The following is a 22,165-nucleotide window of genomic DNA, read 5'->3' as shown; positions in this document are numbered from 1 at the left end:
GGCCGTATGACGGCGCCGCGACAGGAGAGATGCGTAATTCAGGCGCCGACGGTGGCGCCGCCCGCGGGGGCCGCCCCGCCGCCGCTGCCGCCACGGCGGCGACGGCGACGCCGGGGAGCCGGCTTGCCGTCGTGGTGCTCCTTGCCCCCGCCGTCGTGCGTGCCGCCGCCGTCGGTGGAGCGGTCGCCGTCGGCCGCGGCCGGGGCACCGTGCTCGGAGGTTCCGTCCGTGCCGCCCTCCGCTGTCTGGAACGTGGAGCCGACCCGCTCGGACGAGCCCGACCGGCGACGGCGACGCCGGCTGCGCGGAGCCTGGCCGTTCGTCTCGACCTCGGCCGCAGCATCCACCGCCCGCTCGGGCTGCACGCGGACCGCCTGGGTCTTCGGGGCCGTCACGATGCGGCCCTTCGTGCCCGCCGGGATGTCGAGGTCGGAGAAGAGGTGCGGGCTCGACGAGTACGTCTCGACGGGCTCGGGCTGGCCGAACTCGAGCGCGCGGTTGATGAGGGCCCACTTGTGCAGGTCCTCCCAGTCGACGAACGTGACCGCGATGCCGGTCTTGCCGGCACGGCCGGTGCGGCCGGCGCGGTGCAGGTACGTCTTCTCGTCGTCGGGGATGGTGTGGTTGATGACGTGCGTGACGTCGTCCACGTCGATGCCGCGGGCGGCGACGTCGGTCGCGATGAGCACGTCCTTCTTGCCCGCCTTGAAGCCGGCCATCGACCGCTCGCGCGACTCCTGGCTCATGTCGCCGTGCACGGCGCCGGCGTTGAAGCCGCGGTCGCTGAGCTCGTCGACGAGCTTCTGCGCGGCGCGCTTGGTGCGCGTGAAGATCACGGTCTTGCCGCGACCCTCGGCCTGCAGGATGCGGGCGATGACCTCGTCCTTGTCGAGCGAGTGCGCGCGGTAGACGAGGTGGCGGATGTTCGCCTGCGTGAGGCCCTCGTCGGGGTCGGTCGCGCGGATGTGGATCGGGTTCGACATGAACCGGCGCGCGAGGGCCACGATCGGGCCGGGCATCGTCGCCGAGAAGAGCTGCGTGTGACGGACCGCGGGCACCTTCGAGAAGATCTTCTCGATGTCGGGGAGGAAGCCGAGGTCGAGCATCTTGTCGGCCTCATCGAGCACGACCTCGGTCGCGTTCGACAGGTCGAGCAGGCGCTGATTGTTGAGGTCGATGAGGCGGCCGGGCGTGCCGACGACGATCTGCGCGCCGGCCTTGAGCTGGTCGATCTGCCCCTCGTACGCCTTGCCGCCGTAGATGGCGACGACGCTCGTCGAGCGGCCCGAGGTCAGCATGTCCATGTCTTCGTACACCTGCACGGCGAGCTCGCGCGTGGGGACGACGATGAGGGCCTTGACGCCGTGGGAGGGCTCCGCGCCGAGGCGCTGCACGACGGGGATGCCGAAGCCGAAGGTCTTGCCGGTGCCGGTCTTGGCCTGGCCGATGATGTCCTGGCCGGGAAGGCCCAGGGGGATGGTCTGCTCCTGGATGGGGAACGCGTCGACGATGCCCTTTGCGGAGAGCGCGTCGACGATGTCCTGATCAACGCCGAGTTCGGCGAAGGTCGTCACGATGGGTGCCTGTCCGGCAGTGGGATGCTGCCTGGGTTCATGCCCGGGCGCGTGAGCCGGCCTCTGCGAGGTCGCCGCGCGGGCGGAAAAGCGATCCACGCCCTTCTTTCCCACAGGCGCGGGCGCCCCGATCCGACGCCGGGGCCGACACCCACGATACCCGAGGACCCCCGCGCGAGCGTGGAGGCGGTGTCCCCTCGTAGGCTTTCGTCCATGGTGAAGTGGTTCTGGCAGCGCCGCGACACGGGGCGCAAGCTGCAGCTGCGCTCTCGTGACGAGCTGAGCGGCGGCAATCGCGTCGATTTCGAGGAGCTCGCTCCCGACATCGACACGTTCCTCGGTCAGGCCGCGTACCTGCAGCTGGGCTTCTTCGAGACGCTCACCGAGCTCATCCAGACGATCCCCGAGCTGGGCGAGAAGGAAGCGGTGTCACGCGCCGCCGGCGCGGCGCTGACGAAGCACGAGGCGCTCGTGGCGCTGATCCGCGAGCGCGGCGACGACCCCACCGAGATCATGCGGCCGTTCCGCGAGCCGCTGGACGCCTTCCGGGCAGCCACGCACGGTGTTCGGTCGCAGGAGACGATGCTGTCGGTGCACATCACGGCCGGCATGCTCGACGATTTCTACCTCGCCCTGTCGGCGAGCTATGGCGACACGGGCGACCGGGTCGCCCGGATCCTGCAGGCCGACGACGACCGTCAGGCGATCGTCGAGCTCATCTCGCAGGCGATCGCGAGCGACCCCGAGTGGAAGTCGCTGCTGGCGCTGTGGGGACGCCGCCTGGTGGGCGACACCCTGCTCATCGCGCGTGCCGCACTGCGGCCCACCGATCTCGGCCCGGCGGCCGAGGAGAAGGTCGAGCCCGTCTTCACCGAGCTCATGGCAGCCCACTCGCGTCGCATGGACGCCATGGGCCTGGCCGCCTGACAGGCGAGATGGATGCTGCGCCGCGGGCGTGGCATCCATCCCGCGAAGTCCGCGCGGGGCCGGCGCTCAGCCGATGCCGAGGCGGGCCTTCTCGCGGGCGTCGTGGGCGACGCGTGCGCGCGAGACGAGGGTGATGGCCGGGTAGGTGACCACCATCGGGGCGATGAGCGCCGCGAGCCACGGCCACGGGGTGTCGATGCCGACGCCTGCCCAGGTGAGGATCGACCATGCCGCACCGGCCGCCACGGCGCCGATCATCGGGGCCAGGACGACGCCCCGCGTCAGGCGCTGGTGCAGCTGGAAATGAATGCCGATGCCGACGACCGCGCCGACGATGAACGCGATGAGGATCTGCATGTCGTGAGTCCGCTCAGGCGACGAAGCCGACGCGGCGCGACTCCTCGGAGCCGAGCTCGATGTAGGCGAGTCCCGCGGTGGGGACGATGTACGAGTTGCCCTTCGCGTCGGCGAAGGTGACGTGCGTGGCACCGGCGTCGAGCGCTGCGGCGACGGACTTCTTCACGTCGGCGGCCGGCTCGTTGGTCTCGAAGTTGAGCTCGCGGCCGGTGTTCGCGATGCCGATGCGGATCTCCACGTGACTGACCTCCTGCGCGGGGCGACGGTTTCCAGCTGGAAGGGCTGAGGGCTCCCGGGCGCATGGCCACTCTACGACACGGTGGGACGGCGTCCGGCCGCCGGCGGCACGCTCTGGGCGAACGCCCGATGTCGTGCCTTCGTATTAGCGTCGAGGGGTGACTTCGGGCAGGGCAGACCAGACGGCGTACCGCCCCGACGCGCCGCAGCAGGCCGTGCTGCAGCTGCCGTCGGAGGCATCGGGCGTCGTGGTCGGCGCACCGGGCAGCGGCAAGACCGAGACGCTGATCGCACGCGTCGCGGCGCTCATCGACGGCGGCATCGACCCCGATGCGGTGCTCGTGCTCACGCCGTCGCGGCAGACGGCGACCGCCCTGCGCGACCGGCTCGGCCTCGCGGTGCGCGTGGCCACGACCGGCCCGCTCGCGCGATCGGTCGCGTCGTACGCGTTCCAGATCGTGCGGGCGCACGCCGTCGCGGCGGATGCCGATCCGCCGCAGCTCCTCACCGGCGGCGACGAGGACCAGATCATCCGCGACCTCCTCGAGGGCGATGACGAAGACGAAGCGGCCGGCGCCGTGCGCTGGCCCGACTGGCTCGGCCCGGCGATCCGCGGCACGGCCGGATTCCGCACCGAGGTGCGCACGTTCCTCGCCGAGTGCACGACGCTCGGCATCGAGCCGCGGCGCCTGCGCGAGCTGGGGGAGCGTCACGGGCTGCCGGCGTGGGTGGCGCTGTCGTCCTTCTTCGTGGACTACCTGCAGGTGCGCGGCGCCATGCGCGGCGCCCACCGCGATGCGGCGGGCCTGGTCCGCGAAGCGGTCGGGCTGCTCCGGACCGCTCCGCCGGGAAGCCCGGCCGTCGACCGCGTGCGCGTCGTGCTCGTCGACGACGCGCAGGAGCTCACGCTGGGCGGGGTCGAGCTGCTCGAGGCCGCGCGCGCCCGGGGCGCCGCGGTGCTCGCGTTCGGCGACCCCGACGTCGGGTCGGGTTCGTTCCGCGGCGCGACGCCCGAGAACTTCGCACGACTGGCCGCGTCGCTGGGCGCCGTGCACGTGCTGTCGGAGGGCCATCGCGGAACGGCGTGGCAGCGCGAGCTCGTCGGCCGGGTGACGCAGCGGATCGGCGCGGTCGGCGTGGTCGCGCACCGGAGCGCGACGTCGGGCGCGGAGCCCGACGACGCGGTGCGCGTGCTGACGCTGCGCTCGGCGGCTGAGGAGTACGACGCGGTCGCGCGCGTGCTGCGCGAGCGTCACGTGCACCAGGGCGTGCCGTGGCATGCGTGCGCGGTCATCGCGCACGACACCCGGCAGGTGGCCGCGCTCGAGGCGGAGCTGTCGGCCCGCGAGGTGCCGGCGCGCTCCAGCGGTCCGGGGCGTGCGCTCGGTGCCGTGCGCCCGGTCGCCGACCTGCTGCGGCTCATCGAGCTGGCCTCCCGCGACGAGTGGACCTTCGACGACGTCTCCGCCGCGCTCGTGGGCACGTACGGGCGGCTCGACGTGATCGAGCTGCGCCGGCTGCGCTCGGCGCTGCGGCACGCCGAGCTGCGGCGGGTCTTCGAGGGCGCAGCGACCGGCGAAGGCCCCGAGGACGCCGGGGGCGCCGACGTCGCCGAGCGCTCCGGCCGCGACCTCGTGCTGTCGGCGATGCGTCAGCCGCTCGAGTTCGATCTGCTCGACACGCGCGAGGCTCGGCGCGCGGCGTCGCTGGCCCGCACGCTCGCGGTGCTGCGCGAAGACCTCGACCGGGGGGCGACGGCGCACGAGCTGCTCTGGTCCGCGTGGGACCGCAGCGGCCTCGCCCGTGCCTGGGGCGAGCTCGCACGCGGCAACGGCCCGCTGGCCGAGCAGGCGAACCGCGACCTCGATGCGCTCGTCGCGCTCTTCCAGGCCGCCAAGCGATTCGTCGAGCGGTCGCTCGACGCCGATCCGCGGGTGTTCGTGCGCTCCATCCTCGACAGCGGCGTCGCCGAGGACCGCCTCGAGGCGCCGACGCGCGACGACAGCGTGCGCATCATGACGCCGGCCGGCGCCCTCGGGCTCGAGTTCGACACCGTCGTCGTGGCCGGTGTGCAGGACGGCGTGTGGCCCAATACGCGCCTGCGCGGCAGCCTCCTCGACACGTGGCGCCTGACGGATGCCGCCACCCGCGCGGACGGCGAGACGCTCGGCGCGTTCGACCGCCGCCGGGGCGCGATGCACGACGAGCTGCGGCTGCTCGCCCGTGCGCTCTCGCGCGCCACGGCGCAGGTGATCGTCACGGCCGTCGACGACGACGACACCGGCCCCAGCGTGTTCTTCGAGCTGCTGCCCGACCCCGAGCCCTTCGAGCTCGACCACCCGGTGTCGCTGCGCGGACTCGTGGCACGGCACCGCCGCACGCTCACCGCGGCGGGGCCGCGTGCCGCCGCCGTCCCCGCGTATTCCGCCGCACCGGCGGCACGCGCCGCGCAGCAGCTCGCGCTCCTCGCGGACGCCGGGGTTCCGGGCGCGTCGCCGCAGGAGTGGTACGGCGTCGCCGGGCCGACGTCGTCGGGGCCGCTGCGGGATCTCTCCCGGGAAGACGTCCGCGTCTCGCCCTCGCGGCTGCACGCCCTCGAGGAGTGCGAGCTCAACTGGGTCATCGGCGATCTCGGCGGCGACCCGGGCGGCACGACCGCCGGTCTGGGCACCATCATCCACGCGGCGCTCGAGCACGCGGCCGGCCACGACGAGGCGGCGCTGTGGGCAGAGGTCGAGTCGCGCTGGGGCGAGCTGACTTTCGAGGCCGAATGGCGCGATCGCGCCGAGCAGACCCGGGCCCGCGATCTGGTGCGGCGCCTGCACCTGTACCTGCGTCGGTTCGACGACAGCGGGGGAACGCTGATCGGCGCCGAGCCGCACTTCGAGGTCGTGATCCCGCTGGACGACGACGGCGTGCCGCACCGCCACGAGCCGGTGCCCGGTCCGGATGCGGAAGACCGGGAGCACCGCGTGATCCTGTCGGGCTACATCGATCGTGTCGAGCTCACGCCGGAGGGAACCGTCGTCATCATGGATCTCAAGACAGGCAAGCGCGAGCCGCAGACCGACGCCAAGGTGCTCGACAACCCGCAGCTCGCCGCCTACCAGCTCGCGTTCGAGTCGGGTGCGATCGCCGAGGCTGACGGCCACGAGCCCGGCGGCGCCAAGCTGCTGGTGCTGCGGCCGACGGCGACGAAGTCCGACTACGTCACGCCGTGGCAGCCGCCGTTCGACGACGAGCGCCGCGACGCGTTCGTCGGCCGCATCCGCACGGCGGTCGCGGTCATGCGCGGGGTGAGCTTCACCGCACCGTACGAGGAGCACTGCCGCGACGAGCACTCGTACGGACTCTGCCGTATCCACACCGTGGGCCCGGTGAGCGCCTCGTGACGATCGTGCAGGGAGCCGGCCCGCAGCCGGGGGCCGCAGCATCCGTGTCCCCGTCCCCCCTCCTGTCTGCACGGGTGATCGCGTCCGCCCTCGGGCAGTTCCCGCCCACCGACGAGCAGGTCGCGGTCATCGAGGCGCCCCTGGCGCCCGCGCTCGTCGTCGCCGGCGCCGGCAGCGGCAAGACCGAGACGATGGCAGCGCGCGTCGTGTGGCTGGTCGCGAACGGCATCGTGCGGCGCGATGAGGTGCTCGGCCTCACGTTCACCCGCAAGGCCGCAGGCGAGCTCGCGGAACGCATCCAGAAGCGACTCGCGCGCCTGGCCGAGTTCGAGCGACGCGGCCTGCTGCCGGCGCTGCCCGCGCTGGCGGCCGAAGGACGGCTCGACGTGTTCGGCGAGCTCGAGCGATCCGGCGTCGACGGCGCACGCGCGTCGGCCGAGCGGCACCGTCTGCTCGACGCGCTCGCGTACGGCGTCGACGCCGTCGCGCAGGACTCCGTCGACGACGCGCTGCTGCACCGGCCGAGCGTCGCGACGTACAACAGCTTCGCCGATCAGATCGTGCGCGAGCACGCCCTCCGGATCGGGCGGGATGCCGAGGCCGCCGTCCTGTCGGAGTCCGCGGCGTGGCTCCTCATGCGTCGCGTCGTGTTCGCCTCCGACGACCCGCGGCTCGAGGCGCGCGGCGAGGCCGTGCGCACGATCGTCGACGCGGCGCTCCGGATCGCCCGTGACGGCGTCGACAACCTCGTCGACTTCGACGCGCTCGCCGCGTTCCCCGCGCGCTTCGGCACCGTGCGCGAGCTGCCGTCGACGAATCGGCGCACCACGGTGTACGCCGATGTCGCCGACGCGGCGGACCGGGTGGACGCGCTCGCCCTCCTCGCCGACCTCGCGCGCGAGTACGCCGCAGAGAAGCTCCGGCTCGGGGTGATCGACTTCTCCGACCAGGTCGCCGGAGCCCTCGAGGTGGTCGCGAGCCACCGCGCCGTCGCCGACGAGCTGCGCGACCGCTACCGCGTGGTGCTGCTCGACGAGTACCAGGACACCTCCGTCGTGCAGACCGACCTGCTCGCCGCCCTCTTCGCCGGCACCGGCGTGATGGCGGTCGGCGATCCGCATCAGGCGATCTACGGCTGGCGCGGGGCCAGTGCGGGCAACCTCGGCGGCTTCGCCGCGGCGTTCTCGCCCGGCGGCGACTGCGCGCAGTACTCGCTCCTCACGAGCTGGCGCAACAGCGCCTCGGTGCTGTCGGCAGCGAACGCGGTGCTGGCGCCGCTGGCCGCATCAGCGACCGTGGCGGTCGGCGAGCTGCAGCCACGGCCGGGCGCGCCGGCCGGTGTGGTCGAGCTCGGGTTCGACACCGACCTCGACACCGAGGCCGACCGCGTGGCGGAGTGGTTCGCGCGCGTGCGCGCCGAGCGCGCCGACGGCGGCCGATCGACCACCGGGGCGATCCTGTTCCGCAGCAAGAAGCACATGGTGCGCTTCGGCGACGCGCTCGGGCGCCGCGGCATCCCGCACCGCATCCTCGGCCTCGGCGGACTGCTCTCGACCCCCGAGGTCGTCGACGTCGTCTGTGCGCTGCGCGTCATCAGCGACCCGTCCGCGGGCTCGGCGCTCATCCGCCTGCTGTCGGGGCCGCGGTGGGCGATCGGCCTGCCCGACCTGCGCGAGCTCGCGGCGCTCTCCCGTCGCCTCGCACGCCACGACACCGCGCTGCAGCCGCTCGCGCCCGAGGTCGTCGAGCGCATCCGGGGGAGTGCCGGCGACGACGACGGCTCGCTCGTCGACGCGCTCGACTTCGTGCTGCGGCAGAAGCCCGACCACGGCTGGCTGGACGGGTTCACGCCCGAGGCTCGCGTACGGCTGCGGGACGCCGCCTCCGTCCTCGCGGGACTCCGTCAGGCGAGCGCCATGCCGATCCCCGAACTGGTGCGGCTGATCGAGCTCGAGCTGCGCCTCGACATCGAGCTCGCGGCGAACGAGTCCCGCGGCCCCGCGCGCATCGCGTCGGCGCAGCTGCGTGCGTTCGTCGACGAGGTGCACGCGTTCCTCGCGGCCGACGAGACGGGCTCGCTGTCGAGCCTGCTCGCGTGGCTCGACCACGCCGAGCAGCTCGACGAGTTCGCGCCGCGCACCGAGCCCCCCGAGGACGACGTCGTGCAGCTGCTGACGATCCACGGGTCGAAGGGCCTCGAGTGGGACGCCGTCGCCGTCGTGCGCCTCGTGAAGGACGAGCTGCCGAGCGCCCCGCGCGACACCAAGGCGTGGCTCGGGTTCGGCGTGCTGCCGTACGCGTTCCGCGGCGACTCGGCGTGGCTGCCCGCGCTCGGCTGGCAGTCCGCGACGACCCAGCAGGAGCTCAAGGAGGCGATCGAGACGTTCGTCGAGGCGAATCGAGCCCGCCAGCTCGAAGAGGATCGCCGCCTGGCCTACGTCGCCGTCACGCGCGCCCGCGACCACCTGCTGCTCACCGGCGCGACGTGGTCGGGCACCAAGCGCCCGCGCACGCGCAGCACCTTCTTCGCCGAGATCGCCCAGGCGCTCGACGTCGCGCTTCCCGACGACGAGCCCGGTGACGACCCGTACCAGGGGGAGCGGCGCGTGCTGCAGTGGCCCATCGATCCGCTGGGCGCCCGCCGCGCGACCGTCGCCGACGCCGCGGCGACAGTCGACGCCGCCCTCGCGGCGCCGCGGGCGGAGGTGGATCCGCAGGCGGCGCTGCTGCTCGCCGAACGCGACGCGCGGCGCGCGCGCCCGGTGCACACGGCGCCGACCCGCATTGCGGCGTCCCGGTACAAGGAGTACGTGGCCGACCTCGAGGGCACGCTCGCCGACATCGCGCGGCCGATGCCCGAGCGACCGTTCCGCCAGACGCGCCTCGGCACGCTCTTCCACGCGTGGGTCGAGCAGCGCTCGGGGCGCTCCGGCCTGGGCGGCTCACTCGACGACGCGCTGTGGGAGACCGACGAAGACGCCCCGGGCACCGAGGCCTCCGTCGAAGACGCCGCCGCGCTGGCCGCACTGCGCGAACGCTTCCTCGCGTCGGAGTGGTCGCCGCTGCAGCCGATCGAGGTCGAGACCGAGATCGACTTCACGACGATCGGTCCCGATGGCCGCGAGCACATCGTCATCTGCAAGCTCGACGCCGTGTACCGGCGCGAGGACCGCGGCGGCCGCATCGAGATCGTCGACTGGAAGACCGGCGTCGCGCCGCGCACCCACGCCGAGAAGGACGAGCGGATGCTGCAGCTCGAGCTGTACCGGCAGGCCTATCACTCGAAGCACGGCGTGCCCCTCGACGAGATCGACGTCGCGCTCTATTACGTCGCGGAGGACGTCATCCTGCGCAGCTGAGAGGCCTCCGCGCGAACGAGGCCGCCCCGCCGCGGTGGCGTCTCAGTCCGCGAGCCAGCGGCGCAGTGCCGCTTCGGACGCGCGCTCCGCTTCGGCCGCGGCATCCACCCCGCCGTCATGCTCGCGCGCGGTGGCGATGCCCGGCGCCGCCGGCTCACCCTGCGTGCCCGCGGCGCCCGCCGCGCCCGGCAGTGCGATAGGCGCGGTCGAGAGGTCGTCGTCGGGGTGTCGCGCGGGCGGCTCCGCCGGCGCGGCGCCGGCGTCGACCGTGCGGAACGCGGCGAGCTCGTCGGCCGAGATCTCCTGCGTGTCGAAGGACTCGGGCGCGGCGGGTGAGACCGGCCCGGTGTGCGGCAGGCGGGCGTCGTCCTCGTCGGCGAACCACTGCGCCAGCTCTTCGGGGTCGTACGCGTCGGTCTGCATCGACGTGTCGATGGTCGGCGCACCGGCCGCTCCGGCGCCGGGCGTGCGTTCGAGCAGCGCGATCGCGTCGTCGACGTCGAGCGCGTCGTCGGCCGCGATGTCGTCGCCGGCGACGCCGCCGGCGAGGGATTCGAGCAGCTCCACGGCGTCGGCCACGATGTCGTCGCGGTCGGCGTCATGCCCGTGCACCAGCCACTTCGCGAACTCGAGCTCGGCGTACAGGCGGGAGCGCTCGCGTGCCCGGGCGTCGGGGGCACGGCCGCTGGCGGCGACGTAGGCGGCGTAGACGTCTTCTGCGGCGTCGGGCGCGGACGCGAGCCACTGCAGATCCGTCGCGGGGTCGCCGATCGACAGGCCGTGCCACTCGAGGAGCCCGGTCACCGTGGGCACACCGTCGAGGTCTTCGAACAGGAACGACGCGGCTCCGGCGCCGCCGAGCACGACGGCTGATTCGAAACGCCACAGTTCGTCGGCGTCGACGGCGCGGTGCCAGCGCTCGGCCAGGGCGACCGGGAGCCGTCGGGTCGCGACCGCCCGCTCGATCAGGCGCGTGACGTCGGCACGCACCTGCTGCGGGGTGCGGGCGGGAAGCCCCTCGGCCTTGACGATCGAGTGCGGCAGCGCATGGAGCGCGGCGAGCGCCGCGCCGAGCGAGGTGGCTGCGCCCCGCCCGGGCGGCAGGTATGCCGCGTCGACGCGGTAGCCCGGAAGGAAGTCCACGACGACGACGCGGGTGTCGCCGAGACCCGTCTCGCCGAGCAGCTCAGGGGCGCGGAAGGGAAGGAGGCCGCGCACGCCCGGGGTGAGCGCACGGAGTGCCCGCACCTCGGCCGCGAGCTCGGGGGCGGACGACGGGTCGGCCGGAACCCGCACGACGACGCGCCGCCCGTCGTCGAGGTCGGCGACCGCCGTGTCGTATCGTCCGGCCGCTCCCTCGGTGAGGGCGCCGACTCCGACGACGCCGACCCGCGGGAGAGCCGACGTGACCGACGCGGCTAGAGTGAGGGGTGAGCGTGCCATGTGCCCAGGGTAGGTCGGTCGCGCTCGTCCGTCCCCGCGCCACGCCCGGCCCTGAACGACGAAGCGGAGCATGTTCGATGACGGCGCCCGACAGCACGAGCCGGAATCCGCTGGCGCATCCCGGACTCGACCGCGCGGCCGATGAGAGGCTGATTCCCGGCCTCCTCGACGCTGCGAAGACGGATGCCGCGTCCCGCGTCCTCGTCATCGTCGGCGACTCCGCACCCCTCGCCGCGACCGAGTCCCTGCTGTGGCTCGCGCCCGCCGACACCCCCGACGGCGCCGAGTGGGCCTTCCTCGGGCGCGACGACGACGGCGCGGCGCTGCTCGCCGCGGTGTTCGCCTCGCAGGACGACGAGCTGTTCGAGGCCCCGGCGGGCTGGGCCGGCCTGCGCACGGTGGGTGCGCTGCTGTCGCCGCGCGACGCCGGCGCGTTCGTCGAGGCGCTGAGCCTCGGCCGCTGGCTCATCGACGCCGCGTTCTGCCCGGCGTGCGGCACGCTGGCCCTCCTCGGCGATGCCGGGTGGTCGCGCCGCTGCCCGAACTGCGGCCGGCAGCACTTCCCGCGCACCGACCCGGCGGTGATCGTCGCCATCACGAGCGCCGACGATCCCGACCTGCTGCTGCTCGGCTCCAACGCCCTGTGGGGCGCCGACCGGTTCTCGTGCTTCGCCGGCTTCGTCGAGGCCGGCGAGTCGCTCGAGGCGGCCGTGCGGCGCGAGGTGGCCGAGGAGTCCGGCGTCGACGTCGGCACGGTGCTCTACCGCGGGTCGCAGGCGTGGCCGTATCCGCGCTCGCTCATGGTCGGCTTCCTCGCCCAGTCCCGCGACGATGCGGCGGCGCGCGCCGACGGCGACGAGATCGCGGCGATCCGCTGGTTCACCCGCGACGAGATCGGGCGCGCGCTCGCAGGCTTCGGCGATGTCGTGCTCCCGGGCCGGGCGTCCATCGCGCACCGGCTCATCGCCGACTGGCACGCGGAGCGCGTGTGAGCGCCGGTGCCCTGGCAGGGCTCGACGAGCATCAGCTCGAGGCGGCGACGGCGCTGCGGGGCCCCGTGGCGGTGCTGGCCGGCGCCGGCACCGGCAAGACCCGCGTGATCACGCATCGCATCGCGCACGGCGTCGACACCGGGGCGTACTCGCCCGGACGCGTCATGGCCGTGACCTTCACGACCAAGGCCGCCGGCGAGATGCGCGGCCGCCTCCGCGCGATGGGCGTGGGTGGAGTATCGGCCCGCACGTTCCACGCGGCCGCCCTCGCACAGCTCAACTTCTTCTGGCCGACGCTCGCCGGCGACACCGCACCCGGCATCATCGACAACAAGGTGCGCATGCTCGCCCACGCCGCCGACGGCATCGGGCTCGCGCCCGACGTCGCGACGCTGCGGGACGTCGCGTCCGAGATCGAGTGGCGCAAGGTCTCGATGCTGAGCGTCGAGGCGTATGCGACAGCGCGCCCGAACGGCGTGGGCCGGCTCGGGGTCGACCGCGTCGTGGCGCTCCAGCACGCCTACGAGAAACTCAAGGACGAACGCCGCCAGCTCGACTTCGAGGACGTGCTGCTGGCGTGCGCGGGCATGCTCGAGGCCGAGCCGCAGGTGGCGAAGGCCGTGCGGGAGCAGTACCGCCACTTCACCGTGGACGAGTTCCAGGACGTCTCGCCCCTCCAGAACCGGCTGCTCGAGCTGTGGCTGGGCGACCGCCGCGACCTCTGCGTGGTCGGCGACGCGAGCCAGACCATCTACTCGTTCGCGGGAGCCGACGCGGCGTACCTCCTCGACTTCCCGTCGCGCTACGAGGGCGCCCGGGTCGTGCGTCTCGAGACGAACTATCGATCGGATGCCCCGATCCTGGCGGTCGCGAACGAGCTGATGCGCGGGCGTCCCGGCGCCCTGCACCTCGCGCCGCCCGACGACCGTGATACCGGCGCCGATGCCGCGCCGATTCCCACCGTGACCGCGTTCGAGGACGACCGGGACGAGGCCCGTGCGATCGCCGCGCGGATCAGCGCGCAGATCGCCGACGGCGCGGATCCGCGCCACATCGCGGTGCTCTACCGCGCCCACGCGCAGTCGGCGGAGCTCGTGGCCGCCCTCTCCGACGCGGGGATCGCGACCACGGTGCTCGGCGGACGCCGCTTCTTCGACATGCCCGAGGTGCGGCAGGCTGTCATGGAGCTGCGCGCCGCATCGGTCGCCCCCATCGAGAGCGGCTTCGTCGAGACCGTGCGCGACATCCTGCGTTCGCGGGGCCTCACCGACGAGCCGCCGGAGGCGGGCGGAGCGCTCCGCGACGCGTGGGAAGCGCGCGCGGCCCTGCTGCGCCTCGCGCAGGAGGCTCCCGACGGCACGACACTGCGCGCCTTCGCCGACGAGCTCACCGCGCGCGCGAAGGCCCATGACGAGCCGGCGATGCGCACCGTGACGCTCGCGACGCTGCACGCCGCCAAGGGCCTGGAATGGGACCACGTGCACCTGGTCGGAGTCGCGGAGGGCCTGCTCCCGATCTCGTACGCGACGACGTTCGAAGAGGTCGACGAGGAGCGCCGCCTCGCGTACGTCGGCATCACGCGAGCCGGGCGAACGCTGTCGCTGTCGTGGGCACGAGGCGTACGGGAGCGGCAGCCGTCGCGGTTCCTGCGAGAGATCGGCAACGGCACTCTGCGTGCGGGCGGTGCGAGCGCACGTGCCGGTGCAGCGAGCCGGCGCGCAGGGTCACCGACCGGGTCCGGTCGGCCGAGGGGGTCCGCGCGCGCTCCGCAATGAGGCGCCCGGCGACGATCCCCGACTCCCACAGCACCGCCGGCTCGCTCTCGACGGCACGGCCGAGCAGCTGTGCCGCCACCACCGGCCACGACGGGTCGCCGTCGCGTCGGTGAGCGGCGACGCAGGCGAGGCACGCGCTCCGGCCCGGCTCGACGAACGGGCCGACGTCCGCTCCTGAACCGGTGAGGACGACGGGCACATGGTCGAGGTCCGCGCTCATGAGTGCGGTGGCGGCGCCGGGCGCCACCACGCGGTGCACGACGAAGACGACGGCCGCAGCATCCGTCCCGCCGTGTCCGATCGGATCGAACCGGTGGGCGACGTCCACCTCGAATCCCTCGGCCGCGAGGCCGGCGGCGACCGCCTCGCGATGCTCGTCGGGCACCTCCTCGGCGCCGTGGACGGTGACGCGACGGTGCGCCGCGGCATCCGTCACGAGCGCCCGGCGGATGCGCGACAGGAACCGCGCCGCAGCGGCCGCGTCCGGTGCGCCCAGCGCCTGCGCGAACGGCACCGCCGCGCCGTCGGGGATGCCGTTCTCGAGTTCGCGCAGCAGCCGCTGCTGCCACGGCTGAGGATCGTCCACCACGGCGATCGCCTCGGCGCCGAACTGGATCGTCGAGTCGGTCCGCCACACCGGGGGATACGAGGGGTCGAGTCGCAGCATGCGCCCGATCCTGTCGCATGCATCGGGGTGCGCGGCCCCTATCCACAGGAGCAGTCCCCGCTCCGCCCGCTTCCGGCCGCCTGGGGAGGAAGCGGTGTCCCCCCCGGCTTACACCGGCCGGTGGTCGTCGGGCGCGCCGCCCTCGTCGCCCGGGTCGTCACCCTCGGACGGGGGAGCGGATGCCTCGTCCCCGGCCGGTGCGCCGGGCTCCTCGCCGGCGAGCAGGCGTGCCAGGGCGTCGTCCATCTCGTCGCGCACCGGCTCCTCGCCGCGGGCGCGGGCCTCGAGGCGGGCGACGAGCGCCGCGGGATCGTCGATGTCGGCCGCGCTCGGCATGAGGTCGGGGTAGTCCCACAGTGCGTCGCGCGCGGCCGGGCCCACAGCATCCGTCACCGCACGCCACATCGCGGCCGCCTCGCGCATGCGGCGCGGGCGGATCTCGAGGCCGACGAGCGAACCGAGCGCACGCTCGGCGGGACCCCCGACGGCGCGGCGGCGACGCACGGCCTCCGCGATGCGCTGCGCGGAGGGAAGTCGCGACGTCGCGTCCTCGGTCACGACCTCGACCCAGCCTTCGACGGTGGCGAGGAGGTTCTCGAGGCGCGCGAGCGCCGCGTCCTGCGCCTCGGAGCGAGCGGGCAGCAGTGCGCCGCTCTCGATCGCCCTGCGCAGCTCCTCGGGCTCGGATGGGTCGAACCGCGTCGCCAGGTCTTCGAGTGCGTCGGTGTCGACGTGCACGCCGCGGGCGAAGTCGGTGACCTGCGAGATGACGTGCAGGCGCAGCCAGCGCGCGTGCCGGAACAGACGGGCGTGGGCGAGCTCGCGGGTGCCCACGTACAGGGCGAGCTGGTCCTCAGGCACCTCGAGATCGCGCCCGAAGTCCGCGAAGTTCTGCGGGAGGATCGCGGCCTCACCGTCCGGCATCAGCGGGATGCCGACGTCGCCGCCGCTCACCACCTCTTTCGACAGGTTGCCGACGACCTGGCCGAGCTGCGACGCGAAGAGCGAGCCGCCGACCGTGCGCATGAGACGCCCGGCGCCCTGCACGAGCCCCTGCATGTCTTCGGGAGCCTGCTCGCTCAGCGCAGCGGTGAGCGCGTCCGCGATGCTCGTCGCCACAGGCGCGGCGAGCTCCTGCCAGACCGGCAGCGTCGCCTCGACCCAGGCGCCGCGTGTGAGCGTCGCCGGGGGCGACGAGAGTTCCGAGATCGTCGTGGCCTCGCTCAGCCACAGCGTCGCCAGCGCGAACGCCTGGTCGAGGTCGGTGCGCTGGCCCGCGGTCACACCGAGGCCCTCCTGGTTGGCGATGTGCAGCGCCTGGCGCTTGGCCATGTCCCAGGAGATGCCGGTCTCGTCGGCGCCCTCGAAGGCGCCCTGCAGCTGGCGCATGACCGCCTGCATCATCGCCGGGTCGATGTTCATGCCCGACAGCCGTGAGAGCTGCTCGGGGTCGAAGTCTCCCGCCGCGCCGCCGAACAGCTGGCGGATGAGCTCTTGGAAGTCGTCCTCGGGGCCGGGGTCGCCCCCGCCAGTGACGTCGTCTGCCACTTCAGCCGCCTTTCAGCCGGTCGATGAGGTTGCGTTCTACGCTAGTCGCAGCATCCGTCGCACTCCCCGGCAGGGACCCGTTACGCCTTACGCCGGTCGCGAACGACCAGGCGCATCAACGACAAGGCACGGAAGAGAGGTCCCGCGTGGCCCTGTTCGACGAGAACACGACGATCGAGCCCGCTCCGCGGCCGCGGATGTCCCGCCGCACGCTCGCGGGGGTGTGGGCGCTCGCGGTCGCCATGGTGGTGCTGCTCGTCATCACGTTCCTGCCGACGTCGTACGTGATCCAGCGCCCCGGACCCGTGTACAACACCCTCGGCACCGCGCAGAACGCCGACGGCGAGGAGGTGCCCCTGATCTCGGTCGAGGGCGCCGAGACGTACCCCACCGACGGCTCGCTCGACCTCCTCACCGTGCAGGTGCAGGGCAACCGCGAGCACACCCCGTCGTGGTTCGAGCTCGCGATGGCGTGGTTCGACCCGAGCCGGGCCGTGATGCCGATCGACTCGATCTTCCCCGCGGGGCAGACCCCCGACCAGCGCAACGAGGAGAGCGCGCAGATGATGGTCGACTCGCAGCACGAGGCGACCGCGGCCGCGCTCACCGAGCTCGGCTACGACGTCGGGGCGACCTTGTCGGTCTACTCCGTCATCGACGGCGCGGCCGCCGAAGGGGTCCTCGAGCAGGGCGATCTCATCCTCGAGGCGAACGGCCAGGAGCTGACGGATGTCTCGGCCCTCCGCTCGGTCGTCAACGAGGGGGAGGGCGCTCCGATCGAGCTCGTCGTCGAGCGCGACGGGGAGCAGGAGACGGTGGAGGTCACCCCGAAGGAAGCCACGGGCGACGACGGCGAGAGCACCTGGCTCCTCGGCGTCAACCTCACGACGGACTACGACTTCCCGATCGACGTCACGATCCAGCTCAACAACGTGGGCGGGCCGAGCGCCGGCATGATGTTCGCGCTCGGCATCATCGACACGCTGACCCCGGGCGAGCTCAACGGCGGCGAGCAGGTCGCCGGCACGGGCACGATCACGGCGGACGGCGAGGTCGGCCCGATCGGCGGCATCCGTCAGAAGATGTGGGGCGCGGTGGATGCCGGGGCCCAGTGGTTCCTCGCCCCGGAGGCGAACTGCGACGAGGTCGTGGGCCATGTCCCCGGCGATCTGCGCGTGTTCTCGGTCGAGGACCTCGACGACGCGCTGGCGGTGCTCGACGCGGTGAGTTCGGGCGGCGACCTCGACGCGCTCCCGACCTGCACCGTGAAGTGAACGGGCCGATCGTGCCCGAAACGTTGCACGTTTCTTAGAGTTCGCCCAGCAAGGACAAGGCGGGTGCCGAGAATCGCCCGCCTAGGATGGGAACGTGACCACGACCTCCGCGCCGAATCCGGCCACACCCTCTCGCACCCGACGCGTCATCGCCATCACCCTCGCGATCATCGCCGCGCTCGTGGTGGCCTTCTTCATCTTCGCCAGTCTCTTCGCGGACTGGCTCTGGTACGACCAGCTCGGGTTCTCGGAGGTGCTGCTGACCCAGTGGGTCGCGCGCGTCGTGATGTTCGTGGTCGGGTTCCTGGGCATGGCGGTGCCGGTGTGGCTCGCCATCCAGCTCGCCTACCGTCTGCGTCCCGTCTACGCGCGGCTGAGCTCCCAGCTCGACCGCTACCAGGAGGTCGTCGAGCCGCTGCGCCGGCTCGCGATGTGGGGCATCCCGATCTTCTTCGGCTTCTTCGCCGGCTTCGCGGCCTCCGCGCAGTGGGAGACCACGTGGCTGTGGTTCAACGGCGTCGCCACCACGACCACCGACCCCGAGTTCGGGCTCGACACCGGCTTCTACATGTTCGCGATGCCGTTCTGGAGCTCGCTCATCGGCTTCGCCTCCGCGGTCCTGCTGATCTGCCTGCTGGTGACCGCGCTCGTGTCGTACCTGTACGGGTCCGTGCGCATCGGTCAGCGCGAGCTGCGCATCTCGAAGTCGGCGCGCATCCAGCTCGCGGTGATCGCGGGCCTCTACCTGCTGGTGCAGGGCGCGAGCCTGTGGCTCGACCGCTTCAAGACGCTCGTCGAGCCCGGCGACCGCATCACCGGCCCCGGCTACACCGGCGTCAACGCGATCATCCCCGGCCAGACGATCCTCGCGTTCGCGGCAGTGATCGTCGCGATCCTCTTCTTCGTGACGGCCGTCATCGGCCGCTGGCGCTACCCGCTCATCGCGACGGCGCTGCTCGTGGTCTCGGCGATCGTGGTGGGCGTCGGCTACCCGTGGGTCGTCAACACCTTCCAGGTGCAGCCGAACCGCTTCGCGCTGGAAGAGGAGTACTACCAGCGCAACGTCGACATGACCCATGAGGCGTACGGCGTCGACGGGCTCGACCAGCAGGACTTCACCGCGGTGACGGACGTCACCGCCGGCCAGCTGCGCGACGACGCGGCGACGACCGCCCAGGTGCGCATCATGGACCCGGCGATCATCTCGCCGAACGTCCGCCAGCTCGAGCAGTACCGCTCGTACTACCAGTTCGCCGACCCGCTCGACGTCGACCGCTACGACATCGACGGGGTGTCGCAGGACACGGTCGTCTCGGTCCGCGAGCTCAACCTCGCGCAGCTCGGGAACGCGGCCGACTGGCAGAACTCGGCCGTCGTCTACACGCACGGCTACGGCCTCGTCGCCGCGAAGGGCAACGACCGCACGAACGAGGGCGACCCGGTGTTCCTCGAGCGCGGCATCCCGGCGACCGGCTTCCTGTCGGACCAGGAGGACTTCCAGCCTCGCGTGTACTTCGGCGAGTACTCGCCGACGTACTCGATCGTCGGCGCTCCCGAAGGAGCCGACCCGGTCGAGCTCGACTACCCGTCGGGCGCCGACGGCTCGGGCGAGACCAAGACGACGTTCGACGGCGAAGGCGGCCCGAGCCTGGGCAACGTCTTCAACCGGCTGATCTACGCCCTGAAGTTCCAGGCCGAGCAGATCCTCTTCTCGGACTACGTCAACCAGAACTCGCAGATCCTCTACGACCGCAACCCGCGCGAGCGCGTGCAGAAGGTCGCTCCGTACCTGACGCTCGACAACGACGCCTACCCGAGCGTCGTCGACGGCCGCATCGTGTGGATCATCGACGGGTACACCCTGAGCGCGAACTACCCCTACTCGTCGACGGTCAGCCTGACCTCCGCGATCTCGGACTCCTCGAACCCCGCGCCGCGATTCGCGCTGGACGACATCAACTACATCCGCAACTCGGTGAAGGCCACGGTCGACGCGTACGACGGCTCGGTCAAGCTGTACGCGTGGGACGAGAACGACCCGGTGCTGCAGTCGTGGCAGAAGGTCTACCCGTCGACGGTCGAGCCGATCAGCGAGATGTCGGCCGACCTCATGAGCCACGTGCGCTACCCCACCGACCTGTTCAAGGTGCAGCGCACGATCCTCGGCGTGTACCACGTCGACGACGCGCGGTCGTTCTACCAGAGCGACAACCGCTGGCAGACGCCCGCCGACCCGCAGGAAGAGGCGCAGCTGCAGCCGCCCTACTACCTGACGATGCAGATGCCCGACCAGGACCAGCCGACGTACTCGATGTTCACGTCGTTCATCCCCGCGGCCACGGCGGGCAACGCCCGCAACGTGCTGATGGGGTACCTGGCGGTCGACTCGAACGCCGGAAGCGAGGCGGGCGTCAAGAGCGAGGACTACGGCAAGCTCCGGATGCTGGTGATCGACGCCGAGAAACCCGTGCCCGGTCCCGGCCAGGTGCAGAACACGTTCAACTCCGATCCGCAGATCTCGGCGCAGATCAACCTGCTCAAGCAGGGCCAGTCGGAGGTGCTCAACGGCAACCTGCTGACGCTTCCCGTCGGCGGCGGTCTGCTGTACGTGCAGCCCGTGTTCGTGCAGTCGTCTGCGGGCACGAAGCTGCCCAAGCTGCAGAAGGTGCTCGTCTCGTTCGGTGACGACATCGCGTTCGAGGACACCCTGAACGAGGCGCTCGACACGCTGTTCGGCGGCGATTCCGGCGCGGAGGCGGGTGACACCGACGTGCAGCCCACGCCGGGCGCGACCCCCGCCCCGACTCCGGCGCCCACCCCGACCGAGCCGACGACGCCGACCGAGCCCACCGACGCGTACCAGGCGGCGCTGCAGGACGCGCAGCAGGCGATGCTCGACCGCCAGGCGGCTCTCGAGAAGGGCGACTGGGCGGCCTACGGCGCGGCCGACGAGCGACTCACCGCCGCGGTCGAGAAGCTCATCGAGCTGGGCGGCGGCCAGTAGCCTGCACGCACGAAGGCCGGCCCCTCGGGGCCGGCCTTCGTCGTTCCCGGGTCAGGCGCTGAGGACCGCGTACCAGATGAGCAGCAGCGTGACCGCGAAGCCCGAGAACTGGTTGAGCCACAGGAAGCGGCGCCATCCGTTCGTCGCGGCGGCCGCATCGGCGTCGGCGATCGAGCGATAGGGCCACACGGTCACGAGGTACGGCACGGCGAGAACCGCGGCGAGCGGTCCCGGCCACGTGGTGGCGAGCATCGCCGCGCCGGCGGCGGCGTAGCACGCCAGCGCGAAGCGGACGGTCCAGCGGGCGCCGCGCGCCGTGGCGATCGACGCGATCCCGGCTTCGCGATCGGCCGCGACGTCCTGCACGGCGCCGAACGCGTGCGAGGCCACGCCCCAGAGCGCGAACGCGGCGATGAGCGCCACCAGCGGCCACGTCCATGCCGCGCCGGCGAGCACGAGCCCGTACACGGCGGGGGAGAAGAAGTGGATGCTGCTGGTCGCCGAGTCGAAGAAGGGTCGCTCCTTCAGCCGCAGCGGCGGGGCGCTGTAGAAGACGACGAAGAAGAGGCTCGCGGCGAGGACCAGCCACGAGAGCGCCGAACCGACCACCGCGAGGTAGGCCACGAACGGCACGCACAGCAGCGCGGACGCCCACAGCGTCACCGGGTGGATGCGCCGGTCGAGCACCGCGCCGTGCGCGCCGCCCTTGCGGGGATTGCGCAGGTCGGACTCGTAGTCGAACACGTCGTTGATGCCGTACATCGCCAGGTTGTACGGCACGAGGAAGAACAGCGTCCCGATCACGAGGGTCAGGTCCACCTCGCGGGTGGTCATGAGGTACGCCGCCGCGAACGGGTACGCGGTGTTGATCCAGCTCACCGGCCGCGAGGCGACGAAGAGCTGGCGGACGACGGCGCCGGCGCGCAGGGGCGGTGCGGAGGTCATGGCCGCACCTCCTCGCGCCGGGCACGCGCCGGGGCCAGCAGGGTGAACACCGCCGGCACGAGGAACGCCGCGCACACCGGGTAGGCGAAGTCCTCGATCGGAGCGAGTCCGATCCGCACGCCCGAGATCAGTGCCTCGGGGTACGTGAACAGCCCCGCGGCGATCATGACGTTGTCGAAGACGGCCGTGAGCGCGACGAGCACGACGGCGGCGATGACGGATGCCGTCATCCTGCGTCCGAAGCCGGGTCGCCGCGCCGTCAGCAGCACGACGACGGCGGTGATCACGACGAACGGCACGACGATGAGGGAGTAGGTCATCGGGCCGCCTCCGAACGCGAGGGCGCAGCATCCGTCGTCCGTCTCGCCATCAGGCGCATCCCGCCGGACCACACGACGAGCGCCAGGTAGCTCAGGAACGCCAGGAACACGGGCTCCTCGAGGGGCAGGTGCGGAGCGAGGTCGATGCCGAGCAGCAGAGCGCTGTCGCCCTTCACGAAGACGCCCGTGGCGATGCCGACGGCGTCCCACGCGAGGAAGAACGCCGTGCCGATGCCGACGGCCAGGGCCGTGCGGCCCGGCGAGCGCCACGCGGCCAGGCGCCAGCGGCGATCGAGCAACAGCACGCCGGCGGCGGAGACGAGGATGGCGGCGAGGTAGAGCCCTGGCACC

General features: G+C 72.6%; 15 protein-coding genes. 7 read left to right on the top strand and 8 right to left on the bottom strand.

Going from position 1 to position 22,165, the window contains the following annotated elements:
- Positions 1–38: 38 nt before the first annotated feature.
- Complete coding sequence (locus ACFC1I_RS05010; RefSeq protein WP_376006733.1) at positions 39–1,574, bottom strand: DEAD/DEAH box helicase; 1,536 nt, start codon at positions 1,572–1,574, stop codon at positions 39–41.
- 213 nt (positions 1,575–1,787) lie between these two features.
- Here ACFC1I_RS05010 and ACFC1I_RS05005 point away from each other — a divergent pair, with 213 nt between their 5' ends.
- Complete coding sequence (locus ACFC1I_RS05005; RefSeq protein WP_376006732.1) at positions 1,788–2,501, top strand: ferritin-like fold-containing protein; 714 nt, start codon at positions 1,788–1,790, stop codon at positions 2,499–2,501.
- Positions 2,502–2,567: 66 nt separating this feature from the next.
- Here ACFC1I_RS05005 and ACFC1I_RS05000 read toward each other — a convergent pair whose 3' ends face one another.
- Positions 2,568–2,858, bottom strand: a complete 291-nt coding sequence (locus ACFC1I_RS05000) for a hypothetical protein (protein ID WP_376006731.1) — start codon at positions 2,856–2,858, stop codon at positions 2,568–2,570.
- A gap of 13 nt (positions 2,859–2,871) precedes the next feature.
- Positions 2,872–3,096: a DUF3107 domain-containing protein gene (locus ACFC1I_RS04995; RefSeq protein ID WP_045296833.1), complete on the bottom strand. Its 225-nt coding sequence runs from the start codon at positions 3,094–3,096 to the stop codon at positions 2,872–2,874.
- 157 nt (positions 3,097–3,253) lie between these two features.
- Here ACFC1I_RS04995 and ACFC1I_RS04990 point away from each other — a divergent pair, with 157 nt between their 5' ends.
- The gene (locus tag ACFC1I_RS04990) at positions 3,254–6,487 is read left to right on the top strand and encodes an ATP-dependent helicase (RefSeq protein ID WP_376006730.1); all 3,234 of its coding nucleotides are present in this window, start codon (positions 3,254–3,256) and stop codon (positions 6,485–6,487) included.
- Positions 6,488–6,492: 5 nt separating this feature from the next.
- The gene (locus ACFC1I_RS04985; protein ID WP_376006782.1) at positions 6,493–9,846 is read left to right on the top strand and encodes an ATP-dependent DNA helicase; all 3,354 of its coding nucleotides are present in this window, start codon (positions 6,493–6,495) and stop codon (positions 9,844–9,846) included.
- A gap of 42 nt (positions 9,847–9,888) precedes the next feature.
- Here the strand turns inward: ACFC1I_RS04985 and ACFC1I_RS04980 are convergent, their stop codons facing one another.
- On the bottom strand, positions 9,889–11,289 hold the full coding sequence (locus ACFC1I_RS04980) for a phosphotransferase (RefSeq protein ID WP_376006729.1): 1,401 nt from the start codon (positions 11,287–11,289) through the stop codon (positions 9,889–9,891).
- 77 nt (positions 11,290–11,366) lie between these two features.
- On the opposite strand from ACFC1I_RS04980, the gene nudC reads away from it, so the two are divergent.
- Entirely contained in the window at positions 11,367–12,281 is a 915-nt protein-coding gene (nudC, locus tag ACFC1I_RS04975) for an NAD(+) diphosphatase (RefSeq protein ID WP_376006728.1), read from the top strand.
- Positions 12,278–14,056: an ATP-dependent helicase gene (locus ACFC1I_RS04970; RefSeq protein WP_376006727.1), complete on the top strand. Its 1,779-nt coding sequence runs from the start codon at positions 12,278–12,280 to the stop codon at positions 14,054–14,056. The genes nudC and ACFC1I_RS04970 overlap by 4 nt, the downstream gene beginning before the upstream one ends.
- Positions 14,057–14,831: 775 nt before the next feature.
- On the opposite strand, the gene ACFC1I_RS04965 is transcribed toward ACFC1I_RS04970, so the two are convergent.
- Positions 14,832–16,271: a zinc-dependent metalloprotease gene (locus ACFC1I_RS04965; protein ID WP_376006726.1), complete on the bottom strand. Its 1,440-nt coding sequence runs from the start codon at positions 16,269–16,271 to the stop codon at positions 14,832–14,834.
- A gap of 146 nt (positions 16,272–16,417) precedes the next feature.
- Between ACFC1I_RS04965 and ACFC1I_RS04960 the strand changes: the two genes are divergently transcribed.
- Both ACFC1I_RS04960 and ACFC1I_RS04955 read left to right on the top strand, forming a co-directional pair.
- Positions 16,418–17,545, top strand: a complete 1,128-nt coding sequence (locus tag ACFC1I_RS04960) for a PDZ domain-containing protein (RefSeq protein ID WP_376006725.1) — start codon at positions 16,418–16,420, stop codon at positions 17,543–17,545.
- Between the two features lie 94 nt (positions 17,546–17,639).
- Positions 17,640–20,549: a UPF0182 family protein gene (locus tag ACFC1I_RS04955; RefSeq protein ID WP_376006724.1), complete on the top strand. Its 2,910-nt coding sequence runs from the start codon at positions 17,640–17,642 to the stop codon at positions 20,547–20,549.
- A gap of 51 nt (positions 20,550–20,600) precedes the next feature.
- Here ACFC1I_RS04955 and ACFC1I_RS04950 read toward each other — a convergent pair whose 3' ends face one another.
- From ACFC1I_RS04950 to ACFC1I_RS04940, 3 genes are read right to left on the bottom strand one after another with little or no spacing between them, the layout of a single operon-like run.
- Positions 20,601–21,494, bottom strand: coding sequence for a prenyltransferase (locus ACFC1I_RS04950; protein ID WP_376006723.1), 894 nt, complete (start codon positions 21,492–21,494; stop codon positions 20,601–20,603).
- Positions 21,491–21,814 carry a lycopene cyclase domain-containing protein gene (locus ACFC1I_RS04945; RefSeq protein ID WP_376006722.1) on the bottom strand — a complete coding sequence of 108 codons (324 nt, stop codon included), beginning with the start codon at positions 21,812–21,814 and terminating at the stop codon, positions 21,491–21,493. Before ACFC1I_RS04945 ends, ACFC1I_RS04950 begins: the two co-directional genes overlap by 4 nt.
- Positions 21,811–22,164, bottom strand: a complete 354-nt coding sequence (locus ACFC1I_RS04940) for a lycopene cyclase domain-containing protein (RefSeq protein WP_376006721.1) — start codon at positions 22,162–22,164, stop codon at positions 21,811–21,813. Before ACFC1I_RS04940 ends, ACFC1I_RS04945 begins: the two co-directional genes overlap by 4 nt.
- Position 22,165: the final 1 nt, after the last annotated feature.

Source organism: Microbacterium sp. NPDC056044 (genome assembly GCF_042267145.1).
Lineage (GTDB): Bacteria > Actinomycetota > Actinomycetes > Actinomycetales > Microbacteriaceae > Microbacterium.
The sequence above is the reverse complement of the archived record's forward strand: the minus strand, read 5'-3'. Positions and strand labels throughout refer to the sequence as shown.

Excerpts from the sequence above, each read along its gene's own strand:
- ACFC1I_RS05005 (WP_376006732.1), top strand. The coding sequence starts at position 1,788 with ATGGTGAAGTGGTTCTGGCAGCGCCGCGACACGGGGCGCAAGCTGCAG.
- ACFC1I_RS05000 (WP_376006731.1), bottom strand. The coding sequence starts at position 2,858 with ATGCAGATCCTCATCGCGTTCATCGTCGGCGCGGTCGTCGGCATCGGC.
- ACFC1I_RS04980 (WP_376006729.1), bottom strand. The coding sequence starts at position 11,289 with ATGGCACGCTCACCCCTCACTCTAGCCGCGTCGGTCACGTCGGCTCTC.
- nudC (WP_376006728.1), top strand. The coding sequence starts at position 11,367 with ATGACGGCGCCCGACAGCACGAGCCGGAATCCGCTGGCGCATCCCGGA.
- ACFC1I_RS04950 (WP_376006723.1), bottom strand. The coding sequence starts at position 21,494 with ATGACCTCCGCACCGCCCCTGCGCGCCGGCGCCGTCGTCCGCCAGCTC.
- ACFC1I_RS04945 (WP_376006722.1), bottom strand. The coding sequence starts at position 21,814 with ATGACCTACTCCCTCATCGTCGTGCCGTTCGTCGTGATCACCGCCGTC.